General features: G+C 48.3%; 16 protein-coding genes. All 16 read left to right on the plus strand.

Going from position 1 to position 17407, the window contains the following annotated elements:
• Positions 1–14: 14 nt before the first annotated feature.
• The 16 genes from rpsA (at position 15) to ACZRMH_RS03215 (ending at position 17334) form a co-directional block, all read left to right on the plus strand.
• Positions 15–1709, plus strand: coding sequence for a 30S ribosomal protein S1 (gene rpsA / locus ACZRMH_RS03140; protein WP_016780248.1), 1695 nt, complete (start codon positions 15–17; stop codon positions 1707–1709).
• Positions 1710–2029: 320 nt separating this feature from the next.
• Complete coding sequence (ihfB, locus tag ACZRMH_RS03145) at positions 2030–2326, plus strand: integration host factor subunit beta (RefSeq protein ID WP_464012106.1); 297 nt, start codon at positions 2030–2032, stop codon at positions 2324–2326.
• Positions 2327–2350: 24 nt separating this feature from the next.
• On the plus strand, positions 2351–2602 hold the full coding sequence (locus ACZRMH_RS03150) for a lipopolysaccharide assembly protein LapA domain-containing protein (protein WP_464012107.1): 252 nt from the start codon (positions 2351–2353) through the stop codon (positions 2600–2602).
• A gap of 241 nt (positions 2603–2843) precedes the next feature.
• Complete coding sequence (locus tag ACZRMH_RS03155; RefSeq protein ID WP_464012108.1) at positions 2844–4148, plus strand: Wzz/FepE/Etk N-terminal domain-containing protein; 1305 nt, start codon at positions 2844–2846, stop codon at positions 4146–4148.
• 438 nt (positions 4149–4586) lie between these two features.
• On the plus strand, positions 4587–5114 hold the full coding sequence (gene rfaH, locus ACZRMH_RS03160; protein ID WP_464012109.1) for a transcription/translation regulatory transformer protein RfaH: 528 nt from the start codon (positions 4587–4589) through the stop codon (positions 5112–5114).
• A 160-nt stretch (positions 5115–5274) separates the two neighbouring features.
• On the plus strand, positions 5275–6171 hold the full coding sequence (gene rfbA, locus ACZRMH_RS03165) for a glucose-1-phosphate thymidylyltransferase RfbA (protein WP_464012110.1): 897 nt from the start codon (positions 5275–5277) through the stop codon (positions 6169–6171).
• Positions 6168–6731: a dTDP-4-dehydrorhamnose 3,5-epimerase gene (rfbC, locus tag ACZRMH_RS03170; protein ID WP_464012111.1), complete on the plus strand. Its 564-nt coding sequence runs from the start codon at positions 6168–6170 to the stop codon at positions 6729–6731. The genes rfbA and rfbC overlap by 4 nt, the downstream gene beginning before the upstream one ends.
• 160 nt (positions 6732–6891) lie before the next feature.
• Positions 6892–7452 carry an acyltransferase gene (locus ACZRMH_RS03175; RefSeq protein ID WP_464012112.1) on the plus strand — a complete coding sequence of 187 codons (561 nt, stop codon included), beginning with the start codon at positions 6892–6894 and terminating at the stop codon, positions 7450–7452.
• Positions 7449–8600 (plus strand): dTDP-4-amino-4,6-dideoxygalactose transaminase, encoded by a 1152-nt coding sequence (gene rffA / locus ACZRMH_RS03180; RefSeq protein ID WP_464012113.1) that lies wholly within the window; start codon positions 7449–7451, stop codon positions 8598–8600. Before ACZRMH_RS03175 ends, rffA begins: the two co-directional genes overlap by 4 nt.
• A gap of 4 nt (positions 8601–8604) precedes the next feature.
• On the plus strand, positions 8605–9894 hold the full coding sequence (locus ACZRMH_RS03185) for an O-antigen translocase (RefSeq protein WP_464012114.1): 1290 nt from the start codon (positions 8605–8607) through the stop codon (positions 9892–9894).
• A 5-nt stretch (positions 9895–9899) separates the two neighbouring features.
• Positions 9900–10793 carry a glycosyltransferase gene (locus tag ACZRMH_RS03190; protein WP_464012191.1) on the plus strand — a complete coding sequence of 298 codons (894 nt, stop codon included), beginning with the start codon at positions 9900–9902 and terminating at the stop codon, positions 10791–10793.
• Positions 10794–10930: 137 nt separating this feature from the next.
• Positions 10931–12013: a hypothetical protein gene (locus ACZRMH_RS03195; RefSeq protein WP_464012115.1), complete on the plus strand. Its 1083-nt coding sequence runs from the start codon at positions 10931–10933 to the stop codon at positions 12011–12013.
• Positions 12014–12067: 54 nt separating this feature from the next.
• On the plus strand, positions 12068–13225 hold the full coding sequence (locus tag ACZRMH_RS03200; protein WP_464012116.1) for a glycosyltransferase family 4 protein: 1158 nt from the start codon (positions 12068–12070) through the stop codon (positions 13223–13225).
• Positions 13222–14205, plus strand: a complete 984-nt coding sequence (locus ACZRMH_RS03205) for a UDP-glucose 4-epimerase family protein (protein ID WP_464012117.1) — start codon at positions 13222–13224, stop codon at positions 14203–14205. Before ACZRMH_RS03200 ends, ACZRMH_RS03205 begins: the two co-directional genes overlap by 4 nt.
• The gene (locus ACZRMH_RS03210; protein ID WP_464012118.1) at positions 14205–15221 is read left to right on the plus strand and encodes an MraY family glycosyltransferase; all 1017 of its coding nucleotides are present in this window, start codon (positions 14205–14207) and stop codon (positions 15219–15221) included. Before ACZRMH_RS03205 ends, ACZRMH_RS03210 begins: the two co-directional genes overlap by 1 nt.
• Before the next feature lie 121 nt (positions 15222–15342).
• A complete protein-coding gene (locus ACZRMH_RS03215; protein WP_464012119.1) occupies positions 15343–17334 on the plus strand; it encodes a polysaccharide biosynthesis protein in 1992 nt (663 codons plus the stop codon).
• Positions 17335–17407 lie beyond the last annotated feature (73 nt).

Consider the following 17407-nt stretch of genomic DNA (forward strand, 5'->3'; position numbering starts at 1 on the left):
TAACAGGAATTAAAATGAGCGAAAGCTTTGCAGAACTCTTTGAAGAAAGCCTAAAAACCCTGAATCTTCAGGCTGGCTCGATCATCACCGCTATCATCGTTGATATCGATTACCAAGCTGGTTGGGTTACCGTTCACGCTGGTTTGAAGTCGGAAGGCCTCATCCCGCTGGAGCAGTTCCACAACGACGCTGGCGAACTGAACATCAACATCGGTGATGAAGTTCACGTTGCGCTGGACGCGGTCGAAGACGGCTTTGGCGAAACCAAGCTGTCCCGTGAAAAAGCCAAGCGCGCTGAATGCTGGATCGTTCTGGAAGCAGCCTTCGCAGCAGAAGAAGTGGTCAAGGGCGTTATCAACGGTAAGGTTAAAGGCGGCTTCACTGTCGACGTTAACGGCATCCGTGCGTTCCTGCCAGGTTCTCTGGTTGATGTTCGTCCAGTGCGCGATACTACGCACCTGGAAGGCAAAGAGCTGGAATTCAAGGTCATCAAGCTGGACCAGAAGCGCAACAACGTTGTTGTTTCGCGTCGTAGCGTGCTTGAAGCAGAAAACTCCGCTGAGCGTGAAGCTCTGCTGGAATCGCTGCAAGAAGGTCAGCAAGTTAAAGGTATCGTTAAAAACCTCACCGATTACGGCGCATTCGTCGATCTGGGTGGCGTTGATGGCCTGCTGCACATCACTGACATGGCCTGGAAGCGTATCAAGCATCCTTCCGAAATCGTCAACGTTGGCGACGAGATCGATGTCAAGGTTCTGAAGTACGATCGCGAACGCAATCGTGTTTCCCTGGGCCTGAAGCAACTGGGTGAAGATCCATGGGTTGCTATCAAAGCCCGTTACCCAGAAAGCACTCGCGTTACCGCGCGTGTAACCAACCTGACTGACTACGGCTGCTTCGCTGAGCTGGAAGAAGGCGTTGAAGGTCTGGTACACGTTTCGGAAATGGACTGGACCAACAAGAACATCCACCCTTCGAAAGTCGTACAAGTCGGCGACGAAGTGGAAGTTATGGTTCTGGACATCGACGAAGAGCGTCGTCGTATCTCCCTGGGCATCAAGCAGTGCAAATCTAACCCATGGGAAGATTTCTCTGGCCAGTTCAACAAGGGCGATAAAATCTCCGGCACCATCAAGTCGATCACCGATTTCGGTATCTTCATTGGTCTGGACGGCGGCATCGACGGCCTGGTTCACCTGTCCGACATCTCCTGGAACGAAGTTGGCGAAGAAGCCGTACGTCGTTTCAAGAAGGGCGACGAGCTTGACACCGTTATCCTGTCTGTTGATCCAGAGCGTGAGCGCATCTCCCTGGGTATCAAGCAGCTGGAAAGCGATCCGTTCTCCGAGTACGTACAAGAGAACGACAAAGGCGCAATCGTTAAGGGCATCGTGAAAGAAGTTGACGCTAAAGGCGCCATCATCACTCTGGCCAACGATATCGAAGCGACTCTGAAAGCCTCCGAAATCAGCCGTGACCGCGTTGAAGACGCGCGCAACGTTCTGAAAGAAGGCGAAGAAGTAGAAGCCAAGATCATCAGCGTTGATCGCAAGAGCCGCGTAATCCAACTCTCCATCAAGTCGAAAGATGATGCTGAAGAGAAAGAAGCAATCCAGAGCCTGCGCGACAAGCCAGCTACCTCTGACATTGCTGCTGGTCCGACCACTTTGGGCGACCTGCTGCGTGCACAAATGGAAAAACAGAACTAAGTTCTGATTGACCATAGAAAAAGGGCGACTTAGGTCGCCCTTTTTTGTGCCTGCGATTTGAGTGCGGTGCACTGGCCCTTATGGTGGCTGTGCTGGCATATTCGTCCGCTGGTTCACCAAAGGTACAAATTGCTCTTGTGCGGGCTCAGGGCGACCTTCGCAGCGGCTCGTTATCGACTAGGGTTAGCCTGAGGTTGATGGCATTTTGGATGACATAAATATTTGCAAAGATAAGTCAATCCCTGGGCTGTTCAAATACTTGCGATCATGCTAAAACCTTTGAAGCGCTGCTCTAGCTGCTTGAAAAAGAAGGGAAAAATATGACGAAGTCGGAGTTGATCGAACGAATTGTCACCCATCAAGGGCTGCTCTCATCCAAGGATGTAGAGCTGGCCATCAAGACCATGCTTGAACAAATGTCCCAGTGCCTGGCGACTGGAGATCGTATCGAGATCCGTGGTTTTGGCAGCTTCTCGCTGCACTACCGCGCGCCGCGGGTGGGTCGTAATCCCAAGACCGGACAATCAGTGAGTCTGGACGGAAAATTTGTACCTCATTTCAAGCCGGGCAAAGAGCTGCGGGATCGAGTGAATGAGGAAGAGGAAGACGACAATTAATCCTTCGGGAAACAGGAGTTACCGATGCGTAACGTCAAACGTGCAGTGCTAGTGGTGTTTGCCCTGATCGTCATTTTCGCGGTCGTGATTTTCACCCTCGAAAATCAGCAACCTACCGCATTGATATTTTTGGGTTGGCGCACTCCTGAGCTGCCGCAGGCATTGTTCTTTATAGGTGCTCTGCTGGTCGGTATGGCGGTAGGGCCCTTGCTGGGCTATATCGCTTACAAGCGAAAGGCGGGCAGGCTAAAGCGTCGGCTGCTGGCGCAAGCCTGAGGAAACTTGGGCCGAGGCACTGTGAGCAATATGTGGGGATTTAATTGAGATAATTCCTACGAGGCCATGGCTTGTATTGTTGTGTAATGCTGGCAAAATGCGGGCTGTTCTCGATTGACAGCTATTTTTATGCTTCATCAGGTGTGCAGTGACGCTGAGCCTGATGATCAAGCCACGATTATGTATATAAAAATCGCTGCATAACGAGCCCGCAGTTTCTTCTTGAAGGCAGGCCTTGGTTGTGAGTAGCAATTCATCTATTCCCATTGGGCCAGTGTCTAATGAGGCGGATTTATTTGCCTTGTTTCAGGCTATTTGGCAGCAAAAAAGAATCATTCTGGCTGTGAGTGTACTGTGCGGCCTGACTGCAATGGGCTATGCCTACTTCGCTACACCTGAGTATCAGGTGAGCAGCGTGCTGCGTCCCGCCGCAATCAATGAACTGGATGCCCTGAACCGCTCTGGTGTGTATACCCTGCCACCCAGTGAAGCTTTATTGAAAGTGGGCTTGTCGCTGGAGTCTTATGAGACGCGACTGAGTTTTTTCAGGGCCAACCAGGAACTGTTCACTCAATTCAAGCGCCCGGGTCGTACCCTGGAGCAGAGCTTTGAGGACTTCAATCGCAGTTCTCTGAAGCTGATTCTTCCGGATCCCAAGAAAGCGGCTACATTGAATGATTCCATTGGGTTAGAGCTGAACTATCCCAAGGGCGTTGATGGTGTACGCATACTCAATGGCTTTGTTGATTACGCCATTACGGCTGAGCGTGAGAAAATTGCTGCAGATCTCAAGGCCATTATCAGTAACCGCCTGACCGAGCTGAAAGGGAAGATCAACGCAGTACGCTCCAACTCTGAAACCGAAAAACAAGCGCGTATAGCCACGCTGCTCGAGGCTGATAACCTCAAACGCGCGCAATTGCAGGACGAGCTCAAGGCACTCCGCCAGCAACTCAAGGCTGAGCGTTTGGATCGCATGGCGCAACTGAGTGAGGCTATTGGTATTGCCAGGTCTTTAGGTATTCAAAAGCCTACAACACCTTCAGCTTTGGGGGATGCAGCGCGCGCTGGTAACGCTCATATCATGCGCACCGAGATCAATAATCAGCAGACCCCCTTGTACTTTCTCGGGGTCGAAGCGCTTGAGGCCGAGCGTGCAGCCTTGCAGCAGCGCAAAACTGATGATTTTGGCGAAAAGCGCATTGCTCAAATTGCCCGTGAATTACAGTTGCTGCAAAGTAACCGTGAAGTTGAAGTGCTTGAGCAGCGTCAGAATGAAGACCTGTTTTTGAGTGGGGTCGAGCCTTTGCGTGCTGAAATAGTACGCTTGGGTGGTGTTGGTAATCTCGATTTCAGTAATTTGAAGCTGGTCTCTGTTGATCGTGAGGCCGTGGAGCCTCTGGACCAAGTCAAGCCCAGGAAGACTTTGATTGTGGCGTTGGGTGTACTGCTCGGTGGTCTGGCAGGCTTACTCATTGCTCTGCTGAGGCACTTTGTGCTGCTGCGTCGAGCGCAAACACATGATCCAGTGCCGACGGAGTATTGACTGGCTTGGTCGGCAGCGCAAAGGCCTTGGAAAAGGATTGTCACTGATCCCTCCATGGGGAGCGTGGTTTCCCGCCCTTCTTTAGGGGCATGGCTCTTCATGGTGTTGTACCGCCCGCGCACCACGCCACGCACTGCGGCTCTGTTGATGGTACCTCGGGTTCGTGCCCTCAATTGTCTGCAGATGCAGGTTCAATTGGAGTAGACCGTCCCGATATGACCTTTTATCTTTGGTGTATGGCGAAATAATGGCAAGCAAGTATCAAAAAAAGCGGTTGGACTTGCATCAATCACATAATGAAGCTGGCGATGTACTGGCCCCTATGAACGGATGCTGTTGTGCGTTTAAATATCACGGCCAGGCAAGAAACAACTGCTTGCCATTGGCACATGCACTGCACAATGGTAAAACACGGAAGAACCTATTTATGAATTTCTCATGCGCATAACAAGTAACACCGTTACTCAGGAAGCCGCTGAATCCAGAACTGGTGATTGGTATCTGGTGCAGTGCAAGCCTAGACAAGACGAGCGCGCCGAGGAAAACCTCCAGCGCCAGGGCTATGAATGCTCACGCCCGGCATGCCGCCGAGAGCGGCTGCTGCGCGGTCAGCGGCAATACGTACAAGAGTCCTTGTTCCCGGGTTATCTGTTTATCCATATGCCACAAGGCGCCAATTGGGCTCCATTGCGCTCCACACGTGGCGTAGCGCGGATTGTCGCCTTTGGCGGGCGTCCCCTTGCCGTCAGCAGCGAACTGGTTTTCCAGCTTCAGAGTCGTGCAGAGACTCACATCATCACCACTTTTAACCCCGGTGACAAAGTCACCATCCTCGATCAAGGCTTTGCAGGTATTGAGTCCATTTTCATGGCGATGGACGGCGAAGAACGGGTGATCTTGCTTATCAATTTAATGAACCGCCAGCAACAGATCAGTTTACCGTTGGCGAGTATTGCCAACCGCTAATCAGAGTGCTGACGCTGTCGAGTCAATCAACATAAAGCGCGTTCTCAGGGAATTGACGATGAATCCTGGGGCGGTAGCGTGTTTTATCAAAAAAAGAGTTTAGTAAGCGCCTGCCTGTACGGCGGGTGCTACGCCGAATAGTTAAGGAAGTGCTTGAAACATGACCACCGTAAAACGTAAAGGCATTATCCTCGCCGGCGGTTCGGGCACGCGCTTGCATCCGCTGACATTGGGTGTGTCCAAGCAGATGTTGCCGATCTACGACAAGCCCATGATCTTTTACCCGTTGTCAGTGTTGATGCTGGCGGGCATGCGCGAAATCTTGATTATTTCCACCCCAGAAGACTTGCCGTGCTTCAAGAAGCTTTTGGGCGACGGTAGCCAGTACGGCATTGAACTAAGCTACGCCGAACAGCCTAGCCCTGATGGGTTGGCGCAAGCCTTCATCATCGGCGAGGAGTTTATTGGCCAGGACCCAGTCTGCCTGATCCTGGGTGACAATATTTTCTACGGTCAGAATTTTTCCGGCAATCTTCGCTCCGCCATGGCACAAACAACGGGTGCTACGGTATTCGGCTATCACGTTTCGGACCCTGAGCGTTTTGGTGTTGTTGAATTCGACGGTACTGGGCGTGCGCTGAGTATTGAAGAAAAACCGGTAAAGCCCAAATCCAACTATGCAGTCACAGGTCTGTACTTCTACGACAATGAGGTTGTGCAAATAGCAAAAAAAATCAAGCCATCCTCTCGAGGCGAGCTTGAAATTACAGATGTAAACAGTGCTTACCTGGCGCAGAAAAGTCTGACTGTTGAAATTCTCGGCCGCGGCTTTGCCTGGCTTGACACCGGCACCCATGAGTCGTTGCTGGAAGCCAGTCACTTTGTACATACCATTGAGCAACGCCAAGGTTTGAAAGTGGCCTGTCTGGAAGAAATTGCCTTCAATAATGGCTGGATCACCACCAAGATCTTGGCGGTACAAGCTGAAAAACTCAAGAAGACAGGGTATGGGCAATACTTGGCCAAATTATTGTCGTCTGAGCGAGTCGGGCCATGAAATTTACCTCTGCAGAGCTTCCAGATGTCGTAATTATTGAGCCAGACGTTCATAAAGATGAGCGCGGCTGGTTTATGGAAAGCTTCAATCAGCGACGCTTTGAAGAGGGTTTGCTGAGCCTGGGGCAGCCCGTTCCTGACTTGTTTGTACAAGACAACCACTCGTGCTCTAAAAAAGGAGTACTCCGCGGGTTGCACTATCAACTGGATCCATTCGCACAAGGTAAGCTTGTCAGTGTGGCTCAAGGCGCGGCTTTTGATGTCGCGGTCGATATTCGTGCCGGTTCGCCTACATTTGGCAAGTGGTTCGGAACCGAGTTAAGCGCTGCCAATAAGAAAATGCTGTGGATTCCAGCGGGTTTTGCGCATGGTTTCCTTGCGCTGGAAGACATGACCTTGTTCAGTTATAAAACTACGAGTTACTATAATAAGGATTCAGAGCGTAGTTTGCTTTGGAATGATCCGGTAATTGGGGTTGAGTGGCCACATATTGATGGGTACTTAATCAGTGATAAAGATCTTACTGCACCAGGATTTTCAGATGGTTTAAGTGATGACTAGCTTGCGGTGACGCATGCAGTAAATTGCAAAGCTTAACTCAGTGTAAGTTGCTCGTGGTCAGCAGTGTTGAGTCTATAGGCGAAGCTCTCTAGGGGCTGAATGGCGAATATAAGATGATGGAACCTGCGAAAGTGGATGTTATTATTTTAGTGGAGTCATAATGTCGTATTTAACAGATGCTGAGCTTCAGGGTATGGGTTTTAAAAAGCTTGGCAAAGGCGTAAAAATTAGTGACAAGGCTAGCATATATGATGCTGCAAAAATTGAAATAGGTGATTATTCTAGGATCGATGATTTTTGTGTTGTTTCAGGGAAGGTAGTATTTGGTAAGTTCAACCATATTACCCCTATGTGTTTAGTGGCAGGAGGTCAGCCAGGTATTGTTTTTGGGGATTTTTGTACACTTGCTTATGGTGTTAAGGTGTTTTCGCAATCAGATGATTATTCAGGCGAAACATTAGCTAATTCTTTAGTTCCCAAGAAATTCAAAAAAGAAAAATTTTCCGCTGTCAGTCTTGAACGCCATGTAATTGTGGGCGCCAACTCCGTTATTTTTCCTGGCGTGACAGTTTCAGAAGGTTGTTCGGTTGGCGCCATGACACTGGTTATGGCGAGTACAGACCCGTGGGGAATATATGTAGGGGTCCCTGCAAAGCGTATTAAAGATAGGAAAAAAGATCTTCTGGTATTGGAAGCAGAATTTTTAAGTGAGCTAAAATGATCATTCCATTTAATAAACCACCTTATACCGGTAATGAAGACCAATACGTCATGGCAGCTATGCGCAGCCATAAAATGTCGGGCGATGGCGAGTATACACTAAAGTGTCAGGCATGGTTCGAGAGCAGGCTTTCATGTGCGAAAGCATTGCTGACACCCTCGTGTACGCAGGCTTTGGAGATGGCGGCGATTCTTTTAGATGTGAAGGAGGGTGATGAAGTAATAATGCCCAGCTTTACATTTGTAAGCACCGCTAATGCGTTTGTGTTGAGAGGGGCGAAAATTGTTTTTGTCGACATACGTCCCGATACAATGAACGTAAATGAGGCGCTTATTGAGGCTGCAATAACGGATAAGACCGTCGCTATTGTGGTGGTTCACTATGCAGGTATTTCCTGCGAAATGGACACGATAATGGATATTGCGCAGCGTAGAAACATCTTCGTCATCGAAGATGCCGCTCAAGGTATGTTGTCGTATTATAAAGGACGGCCATTGGGTTCTATAGGGCATCTGGCGGCCTATAGCTTCCATGAAACCAAAAACTACACAAGTGGGGGCGAGGGTGGGCTGTTAATTATAAATGATCCGCAATTTGTCAGTCGGGCAGAAATTATCAGAGAAAAAGGTACTAATAGAAGTCAATTTTTCCGCGGCATGATTGATAAGTATACGTGGGTCGACATTGGCAGCAGCTATTTGCCGAGTGAGCTTCAAGCGGCCTATTTATATGGACAGCTTCAAAAAGTAGATGATATTAACGTAGCGAGAAATGAAATTTGGAATGCCTATTACGAAGCGCTCAAGGATCTTGCTCCGGGTTTCATTGATCTTCCGTTTGTTCCGGAGTGTTGTGTCGGTAACGTCCATATGTTTTACTTGAAGTTGATCGATATAAAGGTACGAACGACGGTGCTCGATTATCTTCGTGCAGCTGAAGTAGGCGCCGTATTCCACTATATTCCTTTGCATTCATCTCCAGCGGGTAAAAATCTAGGTCGCTTTAATGGTGCAGATGTATTTACGACGACAGACAGTGAGCGATTGATTAGGCTTCCAATTTGGTTTGGCATGTCGAGAGATGAGGTTCAGCGTGTTATAGACTGTGTTCGTGCAGCTATAAGTGAAACCCCTCGCAAAAAGGATTGAGCGTGTGGCTAGCGTTTCTGGACGTAATATATTGCATGGTGCGGTACTTACAACCGCTGCGCAGTTATCGAAGATAGGTGGTGGTTTTTTACTTTTAAAATTGATTGCAGTGTATTTAGGTCCTGAAGGAATGGGACAGATCGGAAATTTCATGAGTATGGTTACAATTCTTTCTTTGGTGGCAGGGGGAGGAATTGTAAATGGTATTATAAAATATGTTGCTGCGTTTAAGGATGATAAGAAATCATTACTTGTGTTTGTGTCCTCGGCTAAAGTGTATTCGTTTGTCTTCAGTTTTGTTATTGCGATTGTAGGTTGTCTTTCATCGGAAAAGATAGCGCTTTATATCCTTGGAGACTCGTCCAGGTACTGGTTGATTGTTGTGTTGTCTCTTGCTCAAATGGGATTTGGGTTTACAAATCTGGTGACGGGAGTTTCTAATGGTTTGATGGATACCAGGACGTATGCACGTATACAGATAATCGGGAATTTATTAGTGCTTCCGATAGCCTGGCTGCTGGTGTCAAATTTCTATTTTGTAGGTGCCGCCTTATCAGTTGTATTATTTTATTTGTCCTATTCGTTGCCCGCTTATTATTTTTACCGCCGATCCGCATTTTTTAACAGAGTGCTTATACTCAGTTCGCTACGGTATAATGCAAACCGACTTTCTGTATATACTCTAATGGCGTGTGTTGGGGCTGTCAGTGTTCCTTTGGTTGAGATTGTTGTCAGGGCGCAGTTGATAGACAGCGCAGGGCTCGATGCAGCAGGGCTTTGGCAGGGGTCTATTAAATTATCCAGTGCTTACATGGGATTTTTTACAGTATTTCTGGCTGTCTATTTTATGCCGTTGGTAGTTAGGCTGGAGGATAAAAAAGAAATATCGGTTGCGGTGATTCGATTTGTGATGCTTGTTATGGCGGTTTTTTTGGCTGGGGCTTTATGCCTTTATGTCTTTCGCGCAACATTTATTCCTCTGTTATTGTCCCCTCGCTTTGTGGCGCTAGAAGACTTGATACAATATCAGCTTGTGAGCGATTTTTTCAGGGTTTCTTCTTATGTTGTTGGGTTTGTTGTTATTGCAAAATCCTCGCTGAAAATATATTTGTGTTCTGAGATTGCACAGGGGTTGCTGTTTATGGGGTTGAGTTGCCTATTCTTAAGTCAGGGAATGTCTTTGAAGGGGGTGCTGTTCGCAAATATAATAATGAATGTTGTGTATTTCGTTGCGTCCATGATAGGTTTTTGTGTGTATTTAAGATTTTATGCGGGGAGTAAAAAGTGCAGTTAGTGAGTGTGGTTGTCTCGTGCTATAACCAAAGGGGCTATATTGAAGCATGTTTGGACAGTATCTTGTCTCAAGATGTGAGTTTTCCTTATGAGTTAATTGTGTCGGATGATTGTTCGACTGATGGAACGCAAGAAGTGCTGTTGAATTATCGGCTTATCGATGATTCCAGAATTAATCTTTTGCTTCGAGAAAAGAATGTCGGCGCTGCAGCTAACTATCATGGCCTTCATGGTATGGCCAGGGGTGACTTTGTTTTTCACTTTGACGGTGATGATGTCATGTTGCCTGGTAAGTTGCAGGAACAATTTGATGTTTTTATGGAGCATCCTGATGTCAATATAGTGATGCATAAGGCAATTTATTTTTCGGATGACGGGCAATATTGTTCAGAAACACAGTTCCCCGATCATTCTGCAGGCGAGTTGTTTTTTTTTAGTGTCTCAGAACTTGCACGGTGGGGAACCATTGCAGTTCATGGTTCGTACGCCTACCGACGTTCTTCTCGTACGGCAGTTATTGATCGGGAGTTTATGGAATGGTTTTTCGCGATGGACTCTCTGATCAATGGTGGTAAAGGGGCTTTTATAAATAGAGCCTATATCAAGTACAGATGCAATGTGACAAGTTCATCGTATCTCTCAAGTAGAAATGGCAAAATTAAAGCCTATAATCTATATTTTGCTGACCTTTACGAATATTTCGGCAGTCACAAAAATTTGCGATTGGATTTGTATGCCAATTTTTTAGTTACAGCCTTGGCAATGTGCAAGTCTGTGCGCATGTTTCCAATGAGTGGTGTTGGCTTTTTTCTTAAAAATATTAAATACTTTAGACCGTCGATTTTTATTGAGACCTTTAAGGTCAGAATGAAGGTAGGTCCTAAGGAAAGCATAAGGTAATCAGATTGAACGGAAATGGCGCTGAGGTATATTCTGCGACCTCCGATAGGTCTAGAAATTATTGCACAGTAATATGGGCTGCTTTAGTGTTGCTTGTTGTTATAGGATTTCCACGCATCTATGCGACAGAACTTCCTATGGCGTTACTGCTTGTGCCTTTCTATTTTGTGGGTTTTCTTCGGTTTCAAGCGAAAAACTGCTACTTTTTATTGATGTTTTCAATGTTGTTTGTTTGTTGGTTGCTTGTAGGCGTAGCGGCATTCCTGATGGGGGATGGTACGACAATGGATATAAGTTTTCATTTGATCGTATCTTCCAAGTTGTGGTTAAATGTCTTTTTCGGTTATGTGATTTACACAACAGTAAAAGAGAATAATGCGGCGCTTCTTATATGGTTGCTGATTCAGGTGTTAGTTGTATGTGTCTCAATGATGAGTCACGAATTTTATCAGTTTCTTCTGGGTTTTATATCGCCGCGTTCAGCGAGTGTCTTTCAACATATATTTGGGCTAAGAGCGTTAGGTTTTGGGCTGTACCATGTCGATGGTGCTCTGACGCTTGTGATCGCAACGTATTACTATCTTCTCATCGCTAAACCGTCACTGCCTAAAACGCTGTTGCTTGTGGTCATGCTGCCTATATCTATGGCTGTAGCACGAAGTGCAATTGTGGCATATGTAATTTTTAGCATGCTGAGGCGCGGGATTATCGCCAAGCTCTGTCTGTGTGCCGCGGTTCTGATGATGACTATGCTTTCTCTTATTGTCAGTCAGGGCCCTTTGTATGAGGCAACAGAAATTTTCAGGAATTTTCTGAATCAGGGGGAGTTACGCAGTGATAGCGTTAGCGCATTGGCGAACATGTATGTGCTGCCTGATAACCTTGAAACCTATATGCTGGGTGTGGGCAAGTATTTTGATTCTGATTCGTCGGGACTGAAATTTTATATGGGCACTGATGTCGGTTACTTGAGGGTGTTGTTTTACTCTGGCGTGGGCTCGGTACTTCTTTTTGTGCTGCTCAATGTGTCAGGCCTAGTGAGTGTCTTAGGGGCGCGCACTTGTACGGGTAGTTACGATACAAAGGCATTTGCTGTTGCGCTTGCTTGTCTTTTTATTATTGTAAATTTTAAAGGTTTGCAAGTGATATCAATATTCGCCTTTGTGCTCTGCTTTTATGCTTCTGACAGGAATAAGCAGTCCGTGCAAGTAACACCCTAGCGGCCGATGCTGATGTGGATATAGTGTTGCTGAATTGATATAGGGAGATGCAGGTTGCAGATCGACAAGTTGAAAGTTGCTCGGATTTCGACGGTTCCTTTTTTTGTGTTGACTCAGTTGAAAGCACAAATCAATGCGCTGAGTTCGTCTGGTATGTCAGTGACTGTTATTACCAGTGATGATGAAATGAGCGAAAAATTGGCGTCGGAAACGATCTTCACCTTTTTGCCGATTAATATTGAGCGAGCAATCAGTCCGGTAAGAGATTTCTTCAGCCTGGTGGCATTGAGCTTAGCTTTCAACAAGCTTAAATTTGATATTGTTCACTCTACAACGCCCAAGGCCGGGCTGCTCAGTGCAATAGCCGGCTTTATCGCAGGTACGCCTGTCAGACTGCACACCTTTACTGGCCAAACCTGGGTAACAACAACAGGGATCAAGCGCTCTATCTTGATGTTCTGCGACAGAGTGATTGCCCGGCTGAATACACATTGCTATGCGGACAGTGCGAGTCAGAGAGATTTTTTGATTTCTAGTGGGATAATCAAGGCTGAAAAAATATCAGTCATCGGTGCAGGTTCCTTGGCAGGTATTGATCTTGAGCGCTTCAATCCGCGCCGATACAGTGCCAGTGAGCTACAGGCATTGCGGCATGATTTGAACATTCCCAGCACCGCAAAAATACTTTTGTTTGTGGGTCGAATTACACCTGATAAGGGTATCTGTGAACTGATTTCAGCATTCAGTGACATTGTAAAAACTAATGATGAAGTGTTTCTGGTTCTGGTTGGTCCCTTTGAATCTGATGGTGAGTCTGTTGTCAACCAGGTCGGCCCCGGCGTTCTCAGCAAAATTAAAACGGTTGGTTTCTCAAGCGAACCGGAAAAGTACATGGCCCTTGCAGATGTGCTTTGTCTGCCCAGTTATCGCGAAGGGTTCGGTACTGTAGTCATTGAGGCTGCTGCGATGGGAACACCTGCGATTGGTACCGATATTTATGGTTTGTCTGATGCAATTGTGAATGGTGAAACAGGTGTCTTGGTGCCTGTGAGAGACACTGCATCACTCAAGGCAAGTATCCTTGCTGTGTTAGACGACCCCGAGCGACTTTCCGCAATGGGTGTTGCTGCGCGAGATCGTGCCATTCGCGATTTTGGGTCGAAAGCCTATTCAGAGTTGCTGATCGAAGAGTACAAGAGGTTTTTTAATTGACTATTGAAGCAAACTCTGTGCCTCAGCGTGTTCTGATTACTGGAGCAACGGGCTTTGTAGGCGGGGCATTGGTGAAGTCCCTGTCTGATGACTTACGTTACCTGCCCATTGCAGTGATGCGCTCCAAGATACGGGCCGCCATGCATAATGCACCGACTGTTTATATTGCGGATTTATCCTCTACGACTGACTGGAGCGGTGCTTTAAAAGGGTGTGCCCTGGTCATCCATGCTGCTGCTCGCGTTCATGTAATGAACGAAACAGCTTCGGATGCGTTGGCTGAGTTCAGGAAAGTCAATGTAGCGGGTACCATCCGGCTTGCTCGGCAAGCTGCCGAAGCGGGGGTCAGGCGCTTTGTATTTATCAGCTCTGTCAAAGTAAATGGTGAGTGTACTGACGGAGGTCGGCCTTTTTCCGCGGACGATTTACCTGCACCCTCTGACCCCTACGGGCTTTCCAAGCAAGAAGCGGAAGACGCACTGCGATGTGTTTCTGCTGAAACAGGGATGGAAGTTGTCATCATACGGCCTACCTTGGTGTATGGCCCCGGCGTGAAGGCCAACTTTCGAAGCATGATGGGGTGGCTCAAAAAAGGTGTCCCCTTGCCTTTTGGTGCCATTCATAACAAGCGCAGTTTGGTCTCTATCGATAACCTTGTCAGTTTGATTACGGTTTGTTTGAGTCACCCGAGAGCGGCGGATCAAGTTTTTCTGGCCAGCGATGGTGTCGATTTATCGACCACAGAGTTGCTAAAGAAGACAGCTGCTGCGCTAGGCGTTAAAAGTCGGCTGATTCCCGTCCCCGCTCGTTTATTGACTATCTGCGCCATTGTTGCAGGGCGGCGCTCATTGTCACAAAGGTTATGCGGTTCATTACAGGTTGATATTCGAAAGAACCAGACAGTTTTAGGTTGGTTGCCGCCAGTTGCGATAGACGATGCTTTGAAGAGAACTGCCAATGAATTTCTGGGGCGTGACTAATGTTGAATTTGTTGTGGTTTTTGCCATTGGTTTTTCTGGGATCTCTGGTAGGCACTGCCGGATTACGACGGTATGCACTATCCAATAGCTTGATTGATATACCCAATGCCCGAAGTTCTCATGTGCTTCCTACCCCGAGGGGAGGGGGCGTGGCCATTGTCTTCTCGTATCTATGTGGCGCGCTCCTACTCGCTTTCATGGGGTTTGTTGAGTGGAATATTACCTTGGCAATTGCGATACCTGGTGCGCTGGTGGCAGTAATCGGTTTTCTCGATGACCATGGTCATATACCGGCGCGCTGGCGGTTATTGGGGCATTTCACTGCCGCAGTCATCGGTATGTACCTGCTCGGTGGATTGCCGGCAATTCAATTCTTTGGCATGCCCATCGATTTTGGCTGGGTGGGTTATTTGTTGGGCAGTCTCTATCTGGTCTGGTTGTTGAATCTTTACAACTTTATGGACGGCATCGACGGCCTTGCCAGTATGGAGGCAATTTTCGTTTGCCTTGGCGGAGCGCTTCTGTACGCGCTTTGTGGGTACACCAGCTTTGTGTGGGGGCCCGTTGCCCTGGCCCTGGCTGTTGCAGGTTTCTTGTACTGGAACTTCCCGCCAGCCCGAATCTTCATGGGGGACGCAGGCAGTGGTTTCCTGGGCATCACTCTGGGATTTTTGTCTTTGCAAGTAGCTTGGGTTAATCCAGCTTTGCTTTGGGGCTGGCTGATTTTGCTCGGTGTGTTCATCGTCGATGCAACCTGCACCTTGATAGTCCGATTGTTCAAGGGTGACAAGGTCTACGAGGCTCATCGCAGCCATGCCTATCAGTTTGCATCGCGACAATATCGCAGTCATTCAACTGTTAGCTGGTCAGTTACTGGTATAAATCTGGTTTGGTTGTTACCGATCGCTGTTCTGGTCGCGTTAGGTGAGCTCGATGGTGCAGCCGGCTTGTTGATAGCCTACGTGCCGCTTATTCTCCTGGCCTTGCGCTTCAAGGCCGGCCAGCGTGAGAGTTGATCAGTGCTTTCTATCTCCATGGATTCAGTTGCGATGGAGATGAATGCGCTTTTCATGTTATTAGATATGAAACGTTTGAATCCGGAACGTGTTGCTCGCTTTATTTGAAAAGGATATTTAAATGCTTCGCCAATGGTTACTTCAACTTTCTCGGCGGCAGAAAAGGCTGATTCAGGTTGCGACCGATGTGGTGCTGGTCTGGGCTGCGCTCTGGCTGGCGTTCGTGGTGCGTCTGGGTATTGACGATATGATCGGTTTCGTCAGGTTACACTTTTGGCTATTTGTAGCTGCCCCAATAGTGGCCATCCCATTTTTCATCCGTTTTGGGATGTATCGCGCCGTAATGCGCTACTTCGGCAACGATGCGATTATTGCAATTATCAAGGCCGTCAGTCTGTCTTCGCTGGTTTTGGCCGTGGTCATGTACTGGTATAGCACTCCAGCGAATGTTGTACCGCGGTCGATCATTTTCAACTACTGGTGGCTGAGTCTGGTAATGCTCGGCGGTTTACGGTTGGCAATGCGTCAGTACTTTCTGGGTGACTGGTTTTCTGCTGCCCAGCATGTGCCGTTTGCCAGTCGTGACGATGGCCTGACCCGTGTTGCCGTTTACGGTGCTGGAGCCGCAGGCAACCAGTTGGTTGCGGCCTTGCGCATGGGGCGGGTCATGCGGCCGGTGGCATTTATCGATGATGATGAAGGCATTAGTGACCGCATTATCTCCGGTTTGCAGGTCTTTAAACCTGAACGTATTCAACAGATGATCGATCGTACGGGTGCGCACGAAGTGCTGCTGGCAATTCCTTCTTCGTCCCGCGCTCGTCGTCGCGAAATCCTGGGTTTGCTCGAAGGCTTTCCTCTGCACGTTCGCAGTGTTCCCGGGTTTATGGATCTGGCCAGTGGTCGAGTCAAGGTGGACGATATCCAGGAAGTTGATATCGCCGACTTACTGGGCCGTGACCCGGTGCCTGCACAAGGCGAGTTGCTGTCGCACTGCATTAAAGGCCAGTGTGTTCTGGTCACAGGTGCGGGAGGGTCCATCGGTTCGGAACTGTGTCGCCAGATTTTGGCGCTTGAGCCCACTACCTTGTTACTGTTTGAGCACAGTGAGTTCAATCTTTACAGTATTTTCGGTGAGCTGGAGCAGCGAGTTAATCGCGAGTCGCTATCGGTCAAGGTACTGCCGATCCTGGGCTCTGTACGTAATCCGCACAAACTGCTGGATGTGATGAAGACCTGGCATGTGGATACCGTGTATCACGCTGCGGCCTACAAACATGTGCCAATGGTTGAACACAATATTGCCGAAGGTGTGCTGAACAACGTTATCGGCACGCTGAACACCGCACAGGCAGCCCTGCAGTCGGGTGTCGCCAACTTCGTCCTTATTTCCACCGACAAGGCCGTACGGCCCACCAATGTGATGGGCAGTACCAAGCGCCTGGCTGAGATGACGCTGCAAGCGCTCAGCGGCGAATCTGCGCCTGTGCTGTTTGGCGATTCAGCCAATGTCTCACGGGTTAATAAAACCCGCTTCACCATGGTCCGTTTTGGCAATGTATTGGGCTCTTCCGGGTCGGTGATTCCACTGTTCCACAAGCAGATCAAGAGCGGTGGTCCCCTGACTGTGACTCACCCCAAGATTACCCGTTACTTCATGACCATCCCTGAGGCTGCACAGTTAGTGATTCAGGCCGGGTCAATGGGGCGGGGTGGGGATGTCTTTGTGCTGGACATGGGCGAGCCAGTGCGCATTGTGGAGCTGGCGGAGAAAATGATTCATCTCTCCGGTTTGAGCGTCCGTTCCGATAAAAATCTGCATGGTGATATCGAAATTCAATTCACGGGTTTGCGCCCCGGCGAAAAACTTTACGAAGAGTTACTGATTGGCGACAACGTGGTAGCCACCCGGCACCCTATGATTATGTGTGCGAATGAGGACCTGTTGCCTTGGGATGAACTCAAGCAACGGTTGACGCAACTGCTTGAAGCCGTTGATCAGGATGACTATATGCGGGTTCGCCAGTTGTTGCGCGAGACGGTCAGTGGTTATGCGCCTGAAGGTGAAATCGTCGACTGGATTCATCAGCAGCGTCGTGCTGAGCCATCTTGATTACATACTCTGCAATGCTCTGATTTTTGACACTCGCTAACCATCGCCTAAGTTTGAATTACAGCTCAGGAAA

It is taken from the genome of Pseudomonas sp. B414, assembly GCF_055408445.1.